Origin of the sequence: Pseudomonas sp. Z1-12 (genome assembly GCF_051132015.1) — a bacterium.
GTDB classification, from domain to species: domain Bacteria; phylum Pseudomonadota; class Gammaproteobacteria; order Pseudomonadales; family Pseudomonadaceae; genus Aquipseudomonas; species Aquipseudomonas zanjanensis.
In genome coordinates this window covers 3,856,285-3,874,932 of the sequence record NZ_CP071647.1, presented here as the reverse complement: position 1 = coordinate 3,874,932, position 18,648 = coordinate 3,856,285, and the positions used below count along the sequence as shown (strand labels likewise).

Genomic DNA, 18,648 nt, shown 5'->3' with positions numbered 1-18,648 from the left:
ATTTCGCGGACTTTGAGGTTGCCGGGGGCTGAGCCGTGGTCATGCTGCCTTACCTTCGTCTAGAAATTATTGTGGGTAGGGTCTGGAGCAAAACTGAGCTTAGCAGCTGGACTGCTGACGCGTTCTTTTAACAGCAGTCCCTTAGCACCGGACGCTTGACTTAGAGCGCGCTCTAACCAATAGCCTTCTTGTTGCACCGCCAAAACGGCCAGTTCCGTTGTGCGGCTTAAACAAGGAGATAGGCCATGACATTTAAAAAACTTAGCGTTGCAACGGGGCTCGTGCTTTCAGCGTGCGTAACTGTAGCGCCGGCAACCGAGCCGGATAATCGACGAGCAAAGGGCATGGAGACCCTGGAAAAAATCACCGGAGCCACCGGCAACACCGTGGTGAACTCGCTGAGCGACATTTCGCCCGAGCTGGGTGAGTGGATAGTCGATTTCGCCTACGGTGATGTGTTTTCCAGGTCTGGCGTCGCGCTTTGCACACGCGAGCTGGCAACCATCTCGGCCCTCACCGCGTTGGGGAATGCGCAACCTCAACTCAAGGTGCACATAGAGGGGGCCCTGAATGTCGGATGTAAGCCTGAGGAAATCGTTGAGATCATCATCCAGATGGCGGTATATGCTGGCTTTCCAAGCGCGTTGAATGGCATTAGCGCAGCGCGGGAAGTGTTCGCCAAACGAGGCATCAAGATCGCCGCGCGTCCCCAGTAAACGGGCTCCCTGCATGACCACACCGATGGCCAAGGACAGTGCTTATGAACGTCTATCAGACGATTAATCAGGTCGCCAAGCGTACCGGCCTCACGGCGTATACCCTGCGCTATTACGAACGCATCGGTCTGTTGGCACCGGTCGCCCGAGCGGCCGGCGGGCAACGGCTCTATGCACCGACTGATATGGCGTGGCTTGATTTTCTGCTGCGTCTACGCACCACTCACATGACCATCGGCAAGATGCAGATATTCGCCCAACTGCGCAGCGCCGGGGATTCCACGGTTGCCCAACGCCGCCAGATGCTGGAGAGCCATTTACAGGAGGTACAAGCCGAAGTGGTTGCCATGCAAAACGCCGTGGCTGCATTGCAAGTCAAGATTGATTATTACCGTGGGCTTGAAGCGGGGGAGGATGTTTCGCACCTGTTCTAGGAGGGCGGTTGTTCAAATCCGATGATGCTCCAGCAGAAAGTCCACGAACACGCGTACCCGCGCCGGCATCGCCGAGCCACCGACGAACACCGCATGGATCGGCTCCCGGTCTCCGGGGTTCCATTCTTCCAGCAGCGGTATCAGGTCGCCGCGCTGCAGGTCCTCTCTCACGGTGAAATCGCCGATACGCGCGATGCCAGCACCTACCCGTGCGAGTTGTGCCAGTGCCTCACCACTGCTGCATTCGATGTTGCCGCTGACCTTCAAGGAAAACGCTCTACCGTCGCGGGTGAACGGCCAGTTGGGTTCGGCACGCCGGAAGTTGAAGCGCAGGCAGTTGTGCCGGAGCAACTCTTCCGGTTCCCGGGGTGTGCCATGGCGCTCAAGGTATTCGGGCGAAGCCACCACCACCTGACCGGTGTCGCCGATCTTGCGCGCGGTCAGCGGGCTGTCGGGCAGATGGCCAAAGCGTACCGCCACGTCGGCCTGGCCGCCGAGAATGTCGACCACTTCATCGCCCAGGGTGAGGTCGACAACGATATTCGGGTAATGGGCGCTGAAGGCTGCCACCAGAGGAACAATGGTCTGCCGCCCATGACCCAGGGCGGCGCTGACCCGCAAACGGCCCTTGGGCACGCCTTGGTCGGCGACGGCTTCTTCGACCTCGGCCATGTCGGCGAGGATTCGCCGGGCGCCGCGCAGGTAAGCCTCGCCCTCGGCGGTGAAGGTGATCGCTCGCGTGGTGCGCAACAGCAGGCGGGTGCCAAGGCGTTGTTCGGTACGGGCGATGACGCGACTGACCGCCGACGGGGTCAGCCCCAATGCACGTGCGGCGGCCGACAAGCTGCCTTCCTGCGCCACCGTGACGAACATGGCCATTTCACCTGATCTACCGTTGAAGTCCATTTGTGCTCCTTACGCAAAGGTGATTGCCAAAAATGCCATCTACCGCCAGGAAAGGTTGGATCGTAGCATCTGCGGCATAGATGAGGAGCCTTCCAATGCGTATCAATCCACCACTTGTCGCACTCGCCATGGGTGCCTTTGGCATCGGCGTAACCGAGTTCGCCCCCATGGGCATGTTGCCGGGCATCGCTGCCGATCTCGGCGTTTCGATTCCCGCCGCGGGCCTGTTGGTCAGTGCTTACGCCCTTGGCGTATTGCTCGGCGCACCGCTGATGACCCTGACCACCGGGCGGATTCCCCGGCGCTATCTGCTCATCGGACTCATGGCGATTTTCACCCTGGGTAACCTGATGTCTGCGCTGGCGACCGATTACTACAGCCTGATGGTCGCCAGGGTGGTGACCTCACTGAACCATGGTGCGTTCTTCGGCGTGGGTTCCATCGTCGCCGCCAGCGTAGTCGCCCCGGACAAGCGTGCCGGCGCGGTCGCTGCCATGTTCATGGGCCTGACCCTGGCGACCATCGGCGGCGTGCCGCTGGCCGCCTGGTTTGGCGAACTGTTCGGCTGGCGCAGCGCGTTCTGGGGGATTACCGGCCTGGGTGTGGTGGCGATGGCCGCGTTGTGGTTTGCCCTGCCCAATGTGCCTGCGCCGAAAAACATTGGTGTGCTGGCTGAGATCCGGGTATTGGGCCGTGGTCCGGTGCTGGGGGCGTTGGCCCTGACCGTCGTCGGCTCAGGTGCGATGTTCACCGTCTTCACTTACATCGCCCCGATCCTGAGCAGCGAGACTCGTGCATCCACCCCTTTCATCACCGCCATGCTGGTGCTGTTCGGAGTGGGGCTGACGTTGGGCAATATGTGGGGCGGCAAGGCTGCGGATCGCTCGATAGACCGCACCTTGATCGTTTCGCTGAGCGTGCTGATTCTTGTCTTGCTGGCCTTCACCGTATTGATGCGCTGGCCGCTGCCAGCAGCGGTCGCCATCTTGATCTGGGGCATCGCCAGTTTTGCCTTGGTGCCGCCCTTGCAAATGCGCGTGATGGAAGCCGCCAAGGACGCGCCTAACCTGGCCTCGGCCGTGAATATTGGTGCCTTCAACTTCGGCAACGCGATCGGCGCGGCGCTGGGCGGCGCGGTGATCAATGCGGGGTTGGGTTATCCGGCGATTTCCCTGGCCGGAGCGGCAGTGGCTGGCCTGGGGCTGTTGATGGTGTTGGCTTTTGCCTGGCGTTCAAGAGTGGGTGCGGCTGCGGCGGTGTGATGGATACACGGAACGTTTGACCAGACTCCAAGTGGCTCATTAGAGTGGGTAGCCAGACCGGCTGCCGACTGCCATGGACATCCAAATGAGCGACTTATCCCTGCTGCTTGCCTTCATCGCCGCTGCGTCAGTGCTCACGGTGACCCCCGGCGTGGACACCGCCATGGTGCTTCGCGCTACCGCAACTGGCGGTCGACGTTCGGCGGCGATGGCTTCCCTCGGTATCGTGCTCGGCTGCCTGGTATGGGGCGCCGCGGTGTCGCTGGGGCTTGGGGCCCTGTTGCACGCTTCGGAGTGGGCTTACCTTGCGCTGAAAATTGTCGGCGCAGCTTATCTCGTCTGGTTGGGCGTCAAACTGCTGCTGCGACCCAGGACAACGTTGCAAGGGCAGGGGAGCGAGAGCGTGGCCGCGTCTGCGCGTGACGCCTTTATCCGCGGTTTATTGACGAACCTGCTGAACCCCAAGATCGGTGTCTTCTACATCACGTTCCTGCCTCAGTTTGTCCCCAGTGGCGCGAGCGTGGCCAGTTACTCCTTCTTCCTTGCGGCGTTACATGTGCTGTTGACGTTGGCCTGGTTCGGCATTCTGGTGGCGGCGACGGTGCCACTGAGCAATTTCCTGAAACGCCCGGCGGCCCTGAAAGCTCTTGATCGGCTCACGGGCGGTGTTTTTGTCGCGTTTGGGCTCAAGCTGGCGGTTTCCAATCCGGCTTGAGCCGAATGCCGTACTGACAGTAGATGTCGCTCGGCTGCACTGTAGGAGCTGTCGAGCGAAGCGAGGCTGCGATCTTTCCCCAGACATTTGAATCTCAAGCGAAAGATCAAAAAATCGCAGCCTTCGGCAGCTCCTACAGTGCAACCCAGCGGGAGCAAGCTCCCTCGCCACAGGGCCTACCCCGAGCTCTTCGAGGCGGTGCAGCGCGGGCAGGTGTTCACCGACCCGAAGCATTTCGTGGACGCGCAGCCATGTGCTCTGCAAACTAGTCGCTTGGTTTCACCTCCGAACGGCAGGCCGAAGGTGGCAACGGCCACGCTAACCGGTGCCAACCTCCCCGCGGACAACAGAGACAGAGCGCAACAACATGACTATCAAAGTAGGCATCAATGGTTTTGGTCGGATCGGTCGCCTCACTCTGCGAGCAGCGTGGAGCTGGCCAGAGTTTGAATTTGTGCAGATCAACGACCCAGCGGGTGACGCGGCGACCCATGCGCACCTGATCAACTTCGACTCGGTGCATGGCCGTTGGAACAATGAAGCCAGCGCCGAGGGCGACAGCGTCGTTATCGACAATAAGCGCATCAAGGTATCGGCCAACAAAGCGATCGCCGACACCGATTGGTCGGGCTGCGACCTGGTGATCGAGGCCAGCGGCAAGATGAAAACCGTGGCGATTTTGCAGGCCTACCTGGATCAGGGCGTCAAGCGTGTAGTGGTCTGCGCTCCGGTGAAAGAGCAGGGCGCCTTGAACGTGGTCATGGGCGTCAACCAGCACCTGTTCGACCCTGCGTTGCACCGCATCGTCACCGCGGCTTCGTGCACCACCAACTGTCTGGCGCCCGTGGTGAAAGTCATCCATGAAAAGCTCGGCATTCGCCACGGCTCGATTACCACCATCCATGACCTGACCAACACCCAAAGCATCCTCGACCAGCCGCACAAGGATCTGCGTCGTGCCCGTGCTTCGGGGATGAGCCTGATTCCCACCAGCACCGGCTCGGCCACGGCCATCGCCGAGATCTTCCCGGAGCTGCGTGGACGCCTGAACGGTCACGCGGTACGCGTGCCGCTGGCCAATGCTTCGCTGACGGACTGCGTCTTTGAAGTCGAGCGGGCCACGACCGTCGAAGAGGTGAATCAGCTGCTCAAGGAGGCTTCCGAGAACGAGTTGAAGGACATCCTCGGTTTCGAAGAGCGCCCCCTGGTGTCCATCGACTACCGCACCGACCCGCGCTCATCGATCATTGATGCGCTGTCGACCCTGGTCATCAATGGCACCCAGGTCAAACTCTATGCCTGGTACGACAACGAATGGGGTTACGCCAACCGCACCGTCGAGCTGGCCAGGCTGGTCGGTCTGGCCGTCTGAGGAGCGGCCATGAAAGCCTTCTCAGCCCTCGCGCCGCAAGTGCGGCAGTACCTGCTCGTGACGGGTAACTACTGGGCCTTCACCCTCACCGACGGCGCCCTGCGCATGTTGGTGGTGCTGCACTTTCACGCGCTGGGCTACAGTCCGCTGCAAATCGCCGCGTTGTTTCTGTTCTATGAAATCTTTGGCGTGATCACCAACCTGGTGGGCGGTTATCTGGGCGCTCGATTGGGTCTGAACCGGACCATGAACATCGGGCTGGGCCTCCAGGTCGCGGCGCTGCTGATGCTCACGGTTCCGCTGGCCTGGCTGACCATCCCTTGGGTGATGGGGGCCCAGGCGCTGTCAGGGATCGCCAAGGACCTGAACAAGATGAGTGCCAAGAGCTCGATCAAGCTGCTGGTCCCCGATGGGCAGCAAGGCAAGCTCTACAAGTGGGTGGCGATCCTCACCGGCTCGAAGAACGCCCTCAAGGGCGTCGGCTTCTTCCTTGGCGGCGCCTTGTTGGCCTTGGTCGGTTTCAAAGGTGCGTTGCTGGCCATGGCGGCTGTCCTGGCGCTGATCTGGGCCAGCAGTTTGATGTTGTTGAAGAAGGACCTGGGCAAGGCAAATGCCCAACCCAAGTTTCGTGACATCTTGTCCAAAAGCCGGGCAATCAACATTCTTTCGGCGGCGCGGATGTTCCTGTTTGGTGCCCGCGATGTCTGGTTCGTGGTGGCGTTGCCGGTGTACTTGAGCAGCGTCTTTGGGTGGGATTTCTGGAAGGTCGGTGGCTTCCTGGCGGCCTGGGTGATGGGCTACGGCATCGTGCAATCCTTCGCCCCCCACATCACCGGCAAGAAAAGCGGGCATGTGCCGGATGGTCGTGCAGCCTTTGGGTGGGCCCTTGCCCTGGCGGGCCTGCCAGCCTTGATTGCCCTTGGGCTCGACAGCGGGTGGTCGCCACAGACGGTACTGCTCGGCGGCCTCATGGTCTTTGGCGTGCTGTTCGCGGTGAATTCGTCCCTGCACAGCTACCTGATCGTGTCCTATGCCAAGGAAGACGGCGTGTCGCTGGACGTGGGTTTCTACTACATGTCCAACGCCTTGGGACGACTGATTGGCACGGTACTCTCCGGCTGGGTCTATCAGTTGTACGGTCTGGAAACGTGCTTGTGGATCTCGAGCGCCTTCGTATTGCTGGCCGCGCTGATTTCCATGGCATTACCCAGGCATGCCAAGGCGATTTGAAGCTCCTCCGATTTTGTCGGTCAAGGCAGCGCGGCTTCGACCAGTTCGATCCAGTGCCTGACAGGGGTTCGCCCAGCACCGTCGAGGTGGGACTGGCAGCCGATATTGGCGGTGACGATGACGTCGGGGCGTCCGCTTTCCAGGGCATTGAGCTTGTTGTCCCGCAGTTGCCGAGCCAGTTCGGGTTGGGTCAGTGAATAAGTGCCCGCCGAGCCGCAGCACAGGTGGCTGTCGGGCACCGGTGTCAGGTTGAACCCAAGCTTTTCCAGGATCGTTTCGACCGCGCCTCCGAGTCTTTGCGCATGCTGCAATGTGCAGGGGCAGTGAACGGCCAGGCGCTGGTCGCCGTGTACACCGAGCTTATCCAGCGGTTCGCCGCGCAGTACCTCAACCAGGTCCTTGGCCAGGGCGCTGACCTTTGCGGCCTTGTCGGCATACGCCGGATCGCCGCTGAGCAGATGACCATAATCCTTGATGAAGGCACCGCAGCCGCTGGCGGTTTGCACGATGGCCTCGGCACCGCCTTCAATGCGCGGCCACCAGGCGTCGATGTTGCGGCGGGCACGGTCGAGGCCGGTGGCCTGGGCGTTCAGGTGATAGTCCAGCGCACCGCAACAACCGGCCTCGCCAATCGCGGTAACGCTGATCCCCAACCGATCCAGTACCCGTGCAGCCGCCGCATTGGTATTGGGCGACAGGCTCGGTTGCACGCAGCCTTCAAGCATGAGCATTTGCCGGGCATGACGGGTGGTCGGTCGTGGCTTCGCCGGATGTACGTTGCGCGGCAACTTGACTTGCAGCGTGCTGGGCAGCACCGCGCGGAACACCTGGCCACTGCGCACCAGCGCTTTGAACAGCCCGGGATTGGGCAGTACGCCGCGCAACCCTTCGCGCAACAGACGCTGGCCGAGCGGGCGCGGCACTGCCGCATCGACCACCGCCCGGCCGATGTCCAGCAAGTTGTGGTAGTCGACGCCGGAAGGACAGGTGGTTTCGCAATTGCGGCAGGACAGGCAACGATCCAGATGTTGCTGGGTCTTGTGCGTGACCTCGTTGCCTTCCAGCACCTGCTTGATCAGGTAGATGCGGCCCCTCGGGCCATCCAGTTCATCACCCAGCAGTTGATAGGTCGGGCAGGTGGCATTGCAGAAACCGCAGTGCACGCAACTGCGCAGAATGCGCTCGGCTTCTTCGGCGCGGGGTAGCTGGCGGGCGTCGTCGCTCAAAGTGGTCTGCATGGTTCAAAGCTCCGCGTACAGGCGCCCGGGGTTGAAGAGGCCCCGTGGATCGAGTTGACGCTTCAAGTTCCGGTGATAGCGCATCAGGGCGTCGGGCAGCGGTTGGAAGGGGCTGTCGATCAGGCCAGGGGTGTAGCAGGTCGCATGCCCGCCGACTTTCTCCACGACCGAGCGAATGAAGCTCGCTTCGGCCGCGGATTTGAGCCAACGCTGGGCGCCGCCCCAATCGATCAATTGCACGCCCGGCAGGGGCAGCCGAGGCGTGTCGTGGGGCAGGGCGAGGCGCCAAAGAGGCAGGTCCTCATCGAAGAAATTCCCCCGATGTTCGTTGAGGTCTTGCCAGTACGCAGAATCCAGCCGTTCGCCGCCCAAACGGTCATGGGCTGCTGCCACCGAGCCTTCGCCGCCTTCGAGCCTGAGGTGCAGGCGCTGGCCATCGTGACACGCGGCACTGATCGGCAGCGGTTGCTGGCCCCATTCCGCCAGGCGCAACAAGGTCCGGGCGGCGTCCATCTCCAGGCTGATGCTCAAGGTCTGTCGCGGTTTTGGCAGAACCTTGAGGGACACCTCGGTCACCACGCCAAGCGAACCGTAGCTGCCGGCCATCAAGCGCGACAGATCGTAGCCGGCGACGTTCTTCATGACCTCGCCGCCGAAGCGCAAGTGCTTGCCTTGTCCTGTGATGACCCGTGTGCCGAGGATGAAGTCACGCACCGAGCCTGACCATGGGCGCCGTGGCCCTGAGAGTCCGCACGCAATCATGCCGCCGACGGTGGCGTTTTCACCGAAGGCGGGCGGTTCGCAAGGCAGCATCTGCTGCGACGCGTCGAGCACTTCGGACAATTCTGCCAATGGCGTGCCACAACGAGCGGTGATCACCAATTCAGTCGGGTCGTAGCTGACAATGCCCCGGTGCGAGCGAGTGTCGAGTATTTCACCTGCCACGCTACGGCCAAGAAATGCCTTGCTGTTGGCGCCCTGGATACGCAGCGGGGTGGCGTTCTCCAGCGCCTGGTTGACCTGTTCCAGCAGCGCTGCGCTGTCGTCGAAATCCTGTTCGCTGCCCATCAGAAACGCTCCAGGTCGGGGAAGGGCAACTGACCCATATGAACGTGCATGGCGCCGAACTCGGCGCAGCGATGCAGCGTCGGAATGTTCTTGCCGGGGTTGAGCAGCCCGCTCGGATCGAACGCGGCTTTGACGGCATGGAACACGGTCAGCTCATCGCTGTTGAACTGCGCGCACATCTGGTTGATCTTCTCGCGGCCGACACCGTGCTCACCGGTGATGCTGCCGCCAACCTCCACGCACAATTCCAGGATCTTGCCACCCAGCGCTTCGGCGCGATCGAGCTCGCCCGGTTGATTGGCATCGAACAGGATCAGCGGATGCATGTTGCCGTCGCCGGCGTGGAAAACGTTGGCGACCCGCAGCCCATACTCGGTCGATAACGCCGCAATGGCGCGCAGCACACCGGGCAGCTCCCGGCGCGGGATCGTCCCGTCCATGCAGTAGTAATCCGGCGAGAGGCGGCCCACCGCCGGAAACGCATTCTTGCGTCCGGCCCAGAAACGCACGCGCTCGGCCTCATCGCGAGCCTGGCGTACTTCGGTGGCGCCGGCCTGTTCCAATACCTGGCGCACGCGGTTGCAGTCGTCGTGGACGTCGGCCTCCACGCCGTCGAGTTCACACAGCAGGATGGCTTCGGCATCCACTGGGTAGCCGGCATGGATGAAATCTTCGGCGGCGCGAATGGCCAGGTTGTCCATCATTTCCAGGCCGCCCGGGATGATGCCGGCGGCAATGATGTCACCCACGGCGCGACCGGCCTTTTCAACGCAATCAAAGGCCGCCAGCAGCACTTTGGCCGTTTGCGGTTTAGGCAACAGCTTGACCGTGACCTCGGTGATCACCCCGAGCATGCCTTCGGAACCGGTGAACAATGCCAGCAGATCGAACCCGGGCGAGTCGAGGGCCTGGGAGCCCAGCGTCAGGTGTTCGCCGTCGACGGTGAGGATGTCGACCTTGAGCAGGTTGTGCACGGTCAGCCCGTACTTGAGGCAATGCACGCCACCGGCGTTCTCCGCGACATTGCCGCCGATTGAACAGGCGATCTGCGAGGAAGGGTCCGGCGCGTAGTACAAGCCGAACGGCGCGGCCGCCTGGGAAATCGCCAGGTTACGCACGCCCGGTTGAACCCGCGCGGTACGGGCGGCGGGGTCGATGTGCAGGATGTTGTTGAAGCGCGCCATTACCAGCAACACGCCTTTCTCCAACGGTAGCGCACCGCCGGACAAACCGGTGCCCGCGCCACGGGCGACGACAGGCACGTTGCGCTCGTGGCAGAGGCGCAGCACGCCCTGGACCTCGTCGACGTGGCGCGGCAGCACCACCAGCATGGGCGTGGTGCGGTAAGCGGAGAGCCCGTCGCATTCGTACGGCTTGAGTGCTTCGCGCTGATGCAGGATTTCCAGGTCCGGCAGCTGGGCTTGCAGGGCCTGTAGCAGCGCGTTTTTATCGACGTCAGGCAGGGCGCCGTCGACACGTTCATCGTAGAGAATGTTCATGGTTCGTGGCCGACACTCAGTTGTTTTTATGAGAGGTCTGTTCCGATACGGCTGACTTGCATCATTGGCCCGGGGCGTTCTACTGTCTATGGGCTGTTGGGCTGGTCGAACCAGTTTGTCCATCAGGTTATGTTTGTAGGTCGAATAAATTATTTAATAAACAATGATTTATTGATTGGATTTGATGGGCGTAGACCCTGTTCCGAAGCTGGTCATACCAGTTGGAGATTCAATGGACAGCGCAGAAACCAGCCGTAACCCGCAGGTCGCCGACGTGGTCTGTGAACGCATCGAGCGCCTGATCGTCGACGGCGTGCTCAAGACCGGGCAGCTGTTGCCCTCGGAGCGGCGGTTGACGGAAAAACTCGGCGTCTCGCGCACCGCCCTTCGCGAGGGACTGAAGCTGCTGCGCGCCCGCGGGATCATCAAGACCGAGCAAGGCAAGGGCTCATTCGTGGCCGACCTGTCCGGGCACGGCTTGGCCTCGCCGCTGATGCACCTGTTCAGCTCACAGCCACGCACGCTTTATGACTTGTTCGAGGTCCGCAGCCTGCTGGAGGGCGAGTCCGCACGTCTGGCGGCGTTGCGCGGGACCGAGGCGGATTTCGTCCTTATCACCCGCAGCTACGAGGCCTTGCGCGATGCCCACGACCGGTCCCTGGAGGCCAGCGCCCATGCCCGGCTCGACCATGCTTTTCACTTGGCGATCTGCGAGGCTTCACACAATCCGGTGCTGGTGCAAACCTTGCGTTCGCTGACGGACTTGTTGCTCACTTCAGTGTTTGCCTCGGTCAACAACCTCTACCACCGTGAACCGCAGAAGCGTCAGATTGACCGCCAACACGCCCGGCTCTACAACGCCGTGACCGGTCGCCTGCCGGAGCAGGCGCGCAAGGCGGCCATCGCGCATATCCAGAGCATCTGCGAAAACCTCAAGGAAATCGAAAACGAAGAACAACGCCTGGTGCGGGCCACGTTGCGGCTTGAAGGGTGGGCGTAGGTGCAGTCTCTGGAAATTACCGGCAATCGTCGCTACCTCCCGACCGAGCAAGCGCTTCCAGCACTTCAATGGCCCTTTGCGCATCTTCCCGCCCCACGAAGATATGGTCGTGGTAGTAAGCCGCGATGACATTGCAACTGATGCCGGCATTTCCCAAGGCCGTTGCGAAGGCTGCGGTCAAGCCCACGGCATCCAGGGCCGAATGGACGGTCAAGGTGATCCAGGCGGCGACGTAGTCGAAGTCCAGCCCCAAGGCCAAGGCCCTGCTGCGTTCGATGATCACCGTCAGGCCTTCTTTTTCGCGGAAGCTGCCAAGCACCTCTTCGCCTTTGACCAAGTCCGGGTCAGCGACGCAGCAGAAGACGTAATCGCCTTCATTGAGTGATGGGCGCATGCCGCTGAGCAGTTTCGCTATCGATTTTTCGCCTGACATGTCGATTCACCTGGTTGATGGATAAGCGGGCATTCTCAAGGAGTTTTTCGGCAGGTGCTGTTCATAGTGCTGATGATGGATAAGCAAAAGTAATACGAGACGGGTTTCGATGCCGGTGTACAGGTCTCCAACGCCCCGGGGGAATAGGGTCAGCAAACGGCTTTCTTGAAGGGGCGAGCGGATACGCCCCGATAGAATGACACGATGGCGAGCACCTGCACGGTGACGGCTGCTGCCACGACGGCGACGATGGCGTGATCCGGATCGATGAAGACGGTACGCAACAGGCCGAAAAAGGCAGGGGCGAAGGCATAGGTGGCCTGGCTGATCGCAACCATCAGGGCGATCACCCTGGCGGTGTGTTCACGGCTGAATTCGACCTGGGCAATCAGGGGCGGCAAGGACGTCGCATTGCCAATGCCCGAACCGATCAGCACCACGGCTATCCACGCCACCGTCGGATGCAGGTCCAGGCCCAGAAGCATCAGTGTGCCCAGCATCTGGATGGCATACCCGAGACAGGCCAGCTGCCGGCGGTTCATACCTTGGGTCATCAGGCGTGCGGCGACGTATCGCCCGCCCATCGCACTGGCGGTGGCCAGGCCCATGGCGAACGAGGCGTCATGGGCGCCCATGCGTCCCACCAGCATCGAGTACAGGTGCGCGACCAAGCCGATCTGGGCGAACAGTCCCAGGGACATGCCGGCCGCCAGGCTGCGGAAACTGGCCGACCTGAGCGTCTGCAGGGCGTTCCACGGCTTGGCACTGGCGCTAGCCGGCACGGGTTCCGGCTGGTCTGCGTGGTCGGCATGCTGTCCCAGGCCTTGTGGGCTTTTGTTGAAGACCAGGAAGGCGAAGGCGCCGATGAGCAGCACGGCGACGACACTGATCGCCAGCGCCGCCGTGGCAAAGCCGAAGCGCTCGATCAGCCACACCCACAGCGGCGAAAAGATCACGCCCCCCAAGCTGGCGCCGTTGTAGGCCTTGCGCAAAGCCTTGGGCCTTTCCTTGACGTACCACGGGGCGATCAGGGTGTTAACGGCCGCGGCCCCCAATGTCACCCAACCGATACCCGAGCAGACGGCGCCGGCATACAACACCCAGAGCTGGTTGGCTTGAGCCCAGGTGTTCACGCCGATGCTCAGGACGATGCTGCCCAGCAGGGTGATGGTGGGTATGCCGAAGCGTGCATAAAGGCGTGGCAGGTTGGCGATGACTAGCGTGCCGCTGAGAAAATGCACGGTCACGGCGGTCGAGACCTCGGCGATCGGCCAACCCGTGCGCTCCATGACCGCTTGCATGTAGATCGGCGGCCCGTAGAAGCCGATCCCCCAACCGATCACCGCCAGGATGAACGTGCAGGCCAATACGGTTTTTCCAAAAAATCGGGTGCGTGTCATCGCCATCTCCTCCAGAGTGGCTCACAGGCTATGCGCTCGACAGGTTCCTCACTTCGGGCTGCGTCGAATGATGGATGTCGAGCGCGATTGCTTCTTGGATTTGGTTTTCCGCGATGCCGTTGCCTACGGGTACGATGCGCGGGGCGTTGCAACTCGCAACGCTGGAGCACTCCTCTACATGGATGGGAGCTGAGTCTCGATCGCTTGCTTGTCGATAATCGACCAGACCTCGCGGACCCTGCCGTCCTCGAACGCGTAGAAGACGTTTTCCGTGAAGGCGACCCGTGCGCCATTGACCGCAAGCCCCAGGAACTCCCCAGCCGGCGTGCAATTGAATGCCAGGCGAGCCGCCAACTTGGGTGGGTCGACCACCAGGCATTCGACTTCAAAGCGCAAGTCGGGAATGTCCCGATAGTCCGCTTCCAGCATGCTTCGATAGCCATGCAACCCTAATGGTCTCGCGTTGTGAATCACTTGCTGATGCACAAAAAGGCCCAGGTTGTCCCAATCCTGTGCATTCAGGCAGGCGATGTAATCGGTATAAATATCGGCCAGATTTGAAGTCATGGGGACTGACGCTCCGTTACGTGACTGTTTCCAGAGCATAGTCATGCTGCAGCGTCGGGCTGTTCTTCGCGAGGGTCGGGGCTGGGAGGATGTTACAAACTTGCTATTTCCCTTTCGGGCCGATGCCAACAGAAGCGACTATCCTTGCGGACATTGAATCTGAACACTGCCTCCATAAAAAAAGAGACGCCATGACCCATTATGATCGCGCCATCGGCTCCAGACCCGGCACCACACGTGGTGATCGAACCTGTTTGACCAGGTCCCGGTTGCTCAAGACAGTTTCAATGACGGTTTTCTGCCTTTTCACGGCAACGCCTGGATACGGCCAGAATCCGCCAGCGGCAACGGATGCCACGGTGACGGTGGCTCAAGCGCAGGAAATGGTTGCCAAGGCCACCCTCGGCGCCGTGCCCTGGAGCGGTCCTGAAACCGGTCCGCGCGCCCAGCGCGGCAAGAGCATTGCCATTGTCGCAGAAGATATGCGCAACGGCGGTATTGTCGGTGTTGCCCAAGGTGCTCGCGAGGCCGCGAAGGCGATGGGGTGGACGCTGAGGGTATTCGATGGCGCCGGGTCCCCGGACGGGCGTGCAAAGGCCTTTGCCGATGCGCTGGCGGCGAACCCCGATGGCCTCATCCTTTGCGGTGCCGATGCCCTTGAAAACAAGGCGGCGCTGGCCGTCTTCGCCGACAAGGGCGTGCCGGTGGTGGGCTGGCACGCCGGGGAAAAGCCCGGTGCGATTGACGGTACGCCGATGGCCATGAACGTCACCACCGATCCGCTCGAAGTGGCTCGCATCACGGCCATGGCGGCAGTGGCGCAATCAAACGGAAAAGCCGGCGTGGTCATCCTGACCGACTCCAGGTACAGCATTGCCATGGCGAAAGCCAAGGCCATGGAAAACGTGATTCGGGCCTGTCAGGATTGCTCGCTGCTGGAAGTGCGCGATGTCGCCATCTCCGAAAGTCGCGAGAAAATGCCGGCGATCACCACGGAGCTGCTGCAGCGCCATGGCAAGCGCTGGACCCACACGCTGGCCATCAACGATATCTATTTCGACTACGCGGTGGCGACCTTGGCCAGCGCGGCGATACCTCGCGACGGCATCAGCCTGTTGTCGGCCGGTGACGGCAGCGCTTCGGCGTTCTTGCGCATCCAGGAAAAGAACTACCAGACCGTCACCGTGGCCGAACCGCTCAACGTGCATGGCTGGCAGGTGATCGATGAATTGAACCGACTGATGGCCGGCCAGCCAGTGAGTGGCTTCGTGGCACCGGTTCACTTGGTCAATGCCGACAATATCGCCTTCGACGGCGGGAAGAAGCTGTTGTACGACCCAAGCAATGGTTATCGAGACATCTATCGATTCCAGTGGAATCCCTGAGCGGACGTGATTTCACGGCCTATCGAAAACTAATGGCGTCGACCTGTCGATTTCGGCCATGGCCATTCGATTAGTCCGTAGAGCCGCCACACCGACGGCTTGATCCATTCATTCTCAGGAGATACGAGCATGCGATTTATGGTGATCGTCAAGGCCAGTCCGGAGTCGGAAGCCGGAGAAATGCCCAGCGAAGAACTGCTGGCCGCCATGGGCGCCTACAACGAAGAACTGGTCAAGGCCGGGGTGATGCTCGCCGGTGAGGGCCTGCATCCCAGCGTCGAAGGCGTACGCGTGCAGTTTTCCGGCAAGGACCGGACGGTTGTCGAGGGACCCTTTGCCGAAACCAAGGAGCTGATCGCCGGCTTCTGGATCTTCAAGGTCCAGTCGTTGCAGGAAGCCATCGAATGGGTCAAGCGCTGCCCGAATCCGATGGTCAGCGACAGTGAAATCGAAATCCGCCAGATCTTCGAACTCGAGGATTTTGGCGAAACCTTCACCCCCGAGTTGCGCGAGCAGGAAGCACGCTTGCGGGCGCAGCTGTCCGGCCAATCGTGAAGCCGACGACAGGAGGATCCACCATGAGAATCATCCCTTACCTGACTTTCAACGGACGTTGCAAGGAAGCCTTTGCGTTGTACAAGGACGTGCTTGGCGGCGAGCTGTTTTCCATGTCCTTTGCCGAAGCGCCTGAGGACGTCGGCATGCCCAAGGACCCGGACCTGATCATGCACGCCTGCCTGACCGTGGGCCATTTCAGCCTGATGGCCTCCGATTGCCCGCCCGGCCAGCCGTATAACAAGCCGCAAGGGGTGTCGGTTTCCCTCAACGTCGACAGTGTGGAGGAGGCCGAGCGGCTGTTCAAAGGCCTGAGCGCGGGGGGGCAAGTGCAGATGCCCTTGGCGAAGACCTTCTGGGCGGAACGTTTTGGCATGTTCGAAGACCGTTTCGGGATTGCCTGGATGATCAACTGCGAGGGCCGGCAATAAGTCGAACACTGCCTTGGCTGCGATGCGTTGCCTGGCCGTTGGCAGCGCTCGCGACACGCCTCACTTCCTGCCCCTGGATGGACGACGCTGGCGAGCACGCTCGCCAGGGGTTGCCTCCGTCGTGTGAACCTTGCGCCGATCCTGCGTTCACTTATTAGGTTGCCGCTTCAAGTGATCCTATGACCCTTGTGGGAGCGAGCTTGCTCGCGATAGCGGTGTGCCGGCCTCAATCTATGTAACTGATCCACCGCTATCGCGAGCAAGCTCGCTCCCACAGGGGATCAGCCTGAATCTGATGGCTGCCCCCAGTGCCGACAAGGACTTCGCATGCACTCAACCTCATCCACCTTCCCCTTGAACGCCGCCGTCGAACGCGAGCTCAGCCTGCGTGCGGTCAGTACGGGAATCGTCCTCGGTATCCTGCTGACACCGTCCAATGTCTACGCCGGGTTGAAGATCGGTTGGTCGTTCAACATGTCGATCATTGCCTTGCTGATCGGCTATGGCATCTGGCAGGGCTTGGCCAGTCGATCGGTGGAGCGGTTGCCCTGGACGCTGCACGAAAGCAACATCAACCAGACCGTGGCTTCTGCCGCCGCGTCGATCATTTCCGGTGGGCTGGTGGCGCCCATCCCGGCCTACACCTTGCTGACGGGCCAGCAGTTGGAGGCCATTCCCATGGTGGCCTGGGTCTTTTCGGTGAGTTTCCTGGGGATCTGGATTGCCTGGTACCTGCGTCCCTCGCTGCTCAATGACAAGGCTTTGAAATTTCCCGAAGGCATGGCGACCCTGGAAACGTTGCTGCACATCTACAACCACGGCCACGAAGCCGCGACGCGTTTGAAAGTGTTGCTCAGCGCCGCGATGCTGTCCGGGCTGGCCAAGGCGGTCGATACGTTCATGTGGGCTATCCCGCGCTGGTCTCCGACCGCTCAACTGGAACGCCTGACGTTCACTGCGGACCCTTCGCTGCTGTTGGTGGGGTTTGGCGGGATCATCGGTATCCGCGTGGGCCTGACCCTGCTGATCGGCGCCTTGCTGGCGTGGGGCGGGTTGGCGCCGTGGTTGCTGGAGCAAGGCCTGGTGCAGTTGCCGAGCGGTAGCAGCGGCCCGCAATTCGCGGCGCTGGTGGAGTGGTTGTTATGGCCGGGAGTGAGCCTGATGGTCTGCTCGACCCTGGCCTCACTGGCGATTCGCTTGTGGGCATTGCACCGCTCGACCAAGGCGGGCGGCGGGGCGATCTGGACGATCCCCAAGCCTGGGCCGGCGGCCGGTTTCGCCCTGTCGATCATCCTGGTGGTCAGCCTGCAAGTGCTGTTGTTCGGCATCAACGCCTGGATGGCCTTGCTGACCATTCCCTTGGCGATCTGCCTGGCGGCGGTGGCGGCCCGGGTGGTCGGCGCCACGGGCATTCCGCCGATCGGGGCCATTGGGCAGTTGTCCCAGTTGAGCTTCGGCATCGTCGCCCCGGGCCAGGTGCCGATCAACCTGATGAGCGCCAACACCGCCGGTGGTTCGGCCGGGCAGTGCACCGATTTGATGAACGACTTCAAGGTCGGCCGGGCGATTGGCGCCACGCCGCGCAAGCAGGTGATCGCCCAGATCCTGGGGATTTTCATCGGCAGCATCGTCGGCGTGTTGGCTTACCTGGCCCTGATTCCGGACCCGCAAACCATGCTGCTCACCGAAGAGTGGCCGGCCCCGGCGGTCGCCACCTGGAAGGCCGTGGCGCAGACCCTGACCCTGGGCCTGGATTCATTGTCAGCGAGCATTCGCTGGGCGATTTTCATCGGCGGTCTGGTCGGTGTGTCGTTGGGGATTCTCGATAGCCTGCTGCCGGCGCATCGGGCCCGCTACCTGCCAAGCACGGCGGCCCTGGGCCTGGCCTTCGTCCTGCCGGCCTCGGTGTCCTTGATGATGGCCCTCGGCGCGGTGCTGACGTGGCTGGTGAGCTGTCGCTGGCCGAGCCTCACCGAACGTTTCGCCATCACCGCGGCGGCGGGGTTGATTGCCGGGGAGAGCATTACCGGAGTGGGGGCGTCGTTGTGGCAGATGCTTGGGGCCTGATGAGGGTTGTCGGCGAGAAAAGTCGTAATGCTAAGGCTGGCCGAGGCTCTTGGTGGTGACAACTTTGTCGTAACCTTCTACTGGCCGTGCCCCATCGACCACTAATGTACGTTCTTTGCGACACTTGAACTTCACCCCTTTGCGCGGCGCCATGACGCTGGCCGTCTGCATGCACATTGCCTTGGAAGCAAAGGTTGGCCCTGGTTGTCGTTCATCGACACAGCCTTCGTAGCCACTGCAGATCGTCATCACAACAAAATAGACAGTCATCATCTCGGTGTTGCTCCATTGCGTGATGCGAGTGATTACATCCTGTAGCCCAGGTCGGCGGCCCAAACGTTTAGCGGTGATTGCCTGCGGATGATGAGCC

At 61.5% G+C, this 18,648-nt stretch carries 19 protein-coding genes; 11 read left to right on the top strand and 8 right to left on the bottom strand.

Annotated features, from left to right (window positions below; translation table 11 throughout):
- The first annotated feature begins 344 nt into the window (after window positions 1-344).
- Both J3P85_RS16280 and J3P85_RS16275 read left to right on the top strand, forming a co-directional pair.
- The gene (locus tag J3P85_RS16280; protein WP_225917636.1) at window positions 345-716 is read left to right on the top strand and encodes a carboxymuconolactone decarboxylase family protein; all 372 of its coding nucleotides are present in this window, start codon (window positions 345-347) and stop codon (window positions 714-716) included.
- Between the two features lie 44 nt (window positions 717-760).
- Window positions 761-1,150, top strand: coding sequence for a MerR family transcriptional regulator (locus tag J3P85_RS16275; RefSeq protein ID WP_434702421.1), 390 nt, complete (start codon window positions 761-763; stop codon window positions 1,148-1,150).
- 12 nt (window positions 1,151-1,162) lie between these two features.
- On the opposite strand, the gene J3P85_RS16270 is transcribed toward J3P85_RS16275, so the two are convergent.
- Window positions 1,163-2,056 (bottom strand): LysR family transcriptional regulator, encoded by an 894-nt coding sequence (locus J3P85_RS16270; protein ID WP_434702420.1) that lies wholly within the window; start codon window positions 2,054-2,056, stop codon window positions 1,163-1,165.
- Between the two features lie 95 nt (window positions 2,057-2,151).
- On the opposite strand from J3P85_RS16270, the gene J3P85_RS16265 reads away from it, so the two are divergent.
- The 4 genes from J3P85_RS16265 (at window position 2,152) to arsJ (ending at window position 6,635) form a co-directional block, all read left to right on the top strand.
- Window positions 2,152-3,318 (top strand): MFS transporter, encoded by a 1,167-nt coding sequence (locus J3P85_RS16265; protein WP_434702419.1) that lies wholly within the window; start codon window positions 2,152-2,154, stop codon window positions 3,316-3,318.
- Window positions 3,319-3,403: 85 nt separating this feature from the next.
- Complete coding sequence (locus tag J3P85_RS16260; protein ID WP_186706241.1) at window positions 3,404-4,033, top strand: LysE family translocator; 630 nt, start codon at window positions 3,404-3,406, stop codon at window positions 4,031-4,033.
- Between the two features lie 367 nt (window positions 4,034-4,400).
- Entirely contained in the window at window positions 4,401-5,405 is a 1,005-nt protein-coding gene (locus J3P85_RS16255; RefSeq protein ID WP_434702417.1) for an ArsJ-associated glyceraldehyde-3-phosphate dehydrogenase, read from the top strand.
- Between the two features lie 9 nt (window positions 5,406-5,414).
- On the top strand, window positions 5,415-6,635 hold the full coding sequence (arsJ, locus tag J3P85_RS16250; protein WP_434702416.1) for an organoarsenical effux MFS transporter ArsJ: 1,221 nt from the start codon (window positions 5,415-5,417) through the stop codon (window positions 6,633-6,635).
- 20 nt (window positions 6,636-6,655) lie between these two features.
- Here the strand turns inward: arsJ and glcF are convergent, their stop codons facing one another.
- The 3 genes from glcF to glcD are packed head-to-tail and all read right to left on the bottom strand — an operon-like array spanning window position 6,656 to window position 10,440.
- Window positions 6,656-7,873 (bottom strand): glycolate oxidase subunit GlcF, encoded by a 1,218-nt coding sequence (glcF, locus tag J3P85_RS16245; protein WP_434702414.1) that lies wholly within the window; start codon window positions 7,871-7,873, stop codon window positions 6,656-6,658.
- A gap of 3 nt (window positions 7,874-7,876) precedes the next feature.
- Complete coding sequence (gene glcE / locus J3P85_RS16240) at window positions 7,877-8,941, bottom strand: glycolate oxidase subunit GlcE (RefSeq protein WP_434702413.1); 1,065 nt, start codon at window positions 8,939-8,941, stop codon at window positions 7,877-7,879.
- Window positions 8,941-10,440 (bottom strand): glycolate oxidase subunit GlcD, encoded by a 1,500-nt coding sequence (gene glcD / locus J3P85_RS16235; protein WP_434702412.1) that lies wholly within the window; start codon window positions 10,438-10,440, stop codon window positions 8,941-8,943. The genes glcE and glcD overlap by 1 nt, the downstream gene beginning before the upstream one ends.
- A gap of 232 nt (window positions 10,441-10,672) precedes the next feature.
- On the opposite strand from glcD, the gene glcC reads away from it, so the two are divergent.
- The gene (glcC, locus tag J3P85_RS16230) at window positions 10,673-11,440 is read left to right on the top strand and encodes a transcriptional regulator GlcC (RefSeq protein ID WP_434702410.1); all 768 of its coding nucleotides are present in this window, start codon (window positions 10,673-10,675) and stop codon (window positions 11,438-11,440) included.
- 16 nt (window positions 11,441-11,456) lie between these two features.
- Here the strand turns inward: glcC and J3P85_RS16225 are convergent, their stop codons facing one another.
- The 3 genes from J3P85_RS16225 to J3P85_RS16215 form a co-directional block, all read right to left on the bottom strand.
- Window positions 11,457-11,873 carry an ACT domain-containing protein gene (locus tag J3P85_RS16225; protein WP_250961458.1) on the bottom strand — a complete coding sequence of 139 codons (417 nt, stop codon included), beginning with the start codon at window positions 11,871-11,873 and terminating at the stop codon, window positions 11,457-11,459.
- Between the two features lie 149 nt (window positions 11,874-12,022).
- Window positions 12,023-13,273 carry an MFS transporter gene (locus J3P85_RS16220; RefSeq protein ID WP_434702409.1) on the bottom strand — a complete coding sequence of 417 codons (1,251 nt, stop codon included), beginning with the start codon at window positions 13,271-13,273 and terminating at the stop codon, window positions 12,023-12,025.
- Window positions 13,274-13,447: 174 nt separating this feature from the next.
- Complete coding sequence (locus J3P85_RS16215; RefSeq protein ID WP_434702408.1) at window positions 13,448-13,840, bottom strand: ester cyclase; 393 nt, start codon at window positions 13,838-13,840, stop codon at window positions 13,448-13,450.
- Window positions 13,841-14,205: 365 nt separating this feature from the next.
- On the opposite strand from J3P85_RS16215, the gene J3P85_RS16210 reads away from it, so the two are divergent.
- The 4 genes from J3P85_RS16210 to J3P85_RS16195 all read left to right on the top strand — a co-directional run bounded on the left by J3P85_RS16210 (window position 14,206) and on the right by J3P85_RS16195 (window position 18,278).
- Window positions 14,206-15,225: a substrate-binding domain-containing protein gene (locus J3P85_RS16210; RefSeq protein ID WP_434706388.1), complete on the top strand. Its 1,020-nt coding sequence runs from the start codon at window positions 14,206-14,208 to the stop codon at window positions 15,223-15,225.
- A 129-nt stretch (window positions 15,226-15,354) separates the two neighbouring features.
- The gene (locus J3P85_RS16205; RefSeq protein WP_434702407.1) at window positions 15,355-15,780 is read left to right on the top strand and encodes a YciI family protein; all 426 of its coding nucleotides are present in this window, start codon (window positions 15,355-15,357) and stop codon (window positions 15,778-15,780) included.
- A 23-nt stretch (window positions 15,781-15,803) separates the two neighbouring features.
- Entirely contained in the window at window positions 15,804-16,211 is a 408-nt protein-coding gene (locus J3P85_RS16200; protein ID WP_186729343.1) for a VOC family protein, read from the top strand.
- A gap of 327 nt (window positions 16,212-16,538) precedes the next feature.
- On the top strand, window positions 16,539-18,278 hold the full coding sequence (locus tag J3P85_RS16195; protein ID WP_434702406.1) for an OPT family oligopeptide transporter: 1,740 nt from the start codon (window positions 16,539-16,541) through the stop codon (window positions 18,276-18,278).
- Between the two features lie 30 nt (window positions 18,279-18,308).
- Here J3P85_RS16195 and J3P85_RS16190 read toward each other — a convergent pair whose 3' ends face one another.
- On the bottom strand, window positions 18,309-18,551 hold the full coding sequence (locus J3P85_RS16190; RefSeq protein WP_434702405.1) for a hypothetical protein: 243 nt from the start codon (window positions 18,549-18,551) through the stop codon (window positions 18,309-18,311).
- Between the last annotated feature and the right edge of the window lie 97 nt (window positions 18,552-18,648).

Excerpts from the sequence above, each read along its gene's own strand:
- J3P85_RS16225 (WP_250961458.1), bottom strand. The coding sequence starts at position 11,873 with ATGTCAGGCGAAAAATCGATAGCGAAACTGCTCAGCGGCATGCGCCCA.
- J3P85_RS16265 (WP_434702419.1), top strand. The coding sequence starts at position 2,152 with ATGCGTATCAATCCACCACTTGTCGCACTCGCCATGGGTGCCTTTGGC.
- J3P85_RS16200 (WP_186729343.1), top strand. The coding sequence starts at position 15,804 with ATGAGAATCATCCCTTACCTGACTTTCAACGGACGTTGCAAGGAAGCC.
- glcF (WP_434702414.1), bottom strand. The coding sequence starts at position 7,873 with ATGCAGACCACTTTGAGCGACGACGCCCGCCAGCTACCCCGCGCCGAA.
- glcC (WP_434702410.1), top strand. The coding sequence starts at position 10,673 with ATGGACAGCGCAGAAACCAGCCGTAACCCGCAGGTCGCCGACGTGGTC.
- J3P85_RS16260 (WP_186706241.1), top strand. The coding sequence starts at position 3,404 with ATGAGCGACTTATCCCTGCTGCTTGCCTTCATCGCCGCTGCGTCAGTG.
- J3P85_RS16280 (WP_225917636.1), top strand. The coding sequence starts at position 345 with ATGGAGACCCTGGAAAAAATCACCGGAGCCACCGGCAACACCGTGGTG.
- J3P85_RS16270 (WP_434702420.1), bottom strand. The coding sequence starts at position 2,056 with ATGGACTTCAACGGTAGATCAGGTGAAATGGCCATGTTCGTCACGGTG.
- glcD (WP_434702412.1), bottom strand. The coding sequence starts at position 10,440 with ATGAACATTCTCTACGATGAACGTGTCGACGGCGCCCTGCCTGACGTC.
- J3P85_RS16215 (WP_434702408.1), bottom strand. The coding sequence starts at position 13,840 with ATGACTTCAAATCTGGCCGATATTTATACCGATTACATCGCCTGCCTG.
- J3P85_RS16275 (WP_434702421.1), top strand. The coding sequence starts at position 761 with ATGAACGTCTATCAGACGATTAATCAGGTCGCCAAGCGTACCGGCCTC.
- J3P85_RS16220 (WP_434702409.1), bottom strand. The coding sequence starts at position 13,273 with ATGACACGCACCCGATTTTTTGGAAAAACCGTATTGGCCTGCACGTTC.
- J3P85_RS16190 (WP_434702405.1), bottom strand. The coding sequence starts at position 18,551 with ATGATGACTGTCTATTTTGTTGTGATGACGATCTGCAGTGGCTACGAA.
- J3P85_RS16255 (WP_434702417.1), top strand. The coding sequence starts at position 4,401 with ATGACTATCAAAGTAGGCATCAATGGTTTTGGTCGGATCGGTCGCCTC.
- arsJ (WP_434702416.1), top strand. The coding sequence starts at position 5,415 with ATGAAAGCCTTCTCAGCCCTCGCGCCGCAAGTGCGGCAGTACCTGCTC.
- J3P85_RS16195 (WP_434702406.1), top strand. The coding sequence starts at position 16,539 with ATGCACTCAACCTCATCCACCTTCCCCTTGAACGCCGCCGTCGAACGC.
- glcE (WP_434702413.1), bottom strand. The coding sequence starts at position 8,941 with ATGGGCAGCGAACAGGATTTCGACGACAGCGCAGCGCTGCTGGAACAG.
- J3P85_RS16205 (WP_434702407.1), top strand. The coding sequence starts at position 15,355 with ATGCGATTTATGGTGATCGTCAAGGCCAGTCCGGAGTCGGAAGCCGGA.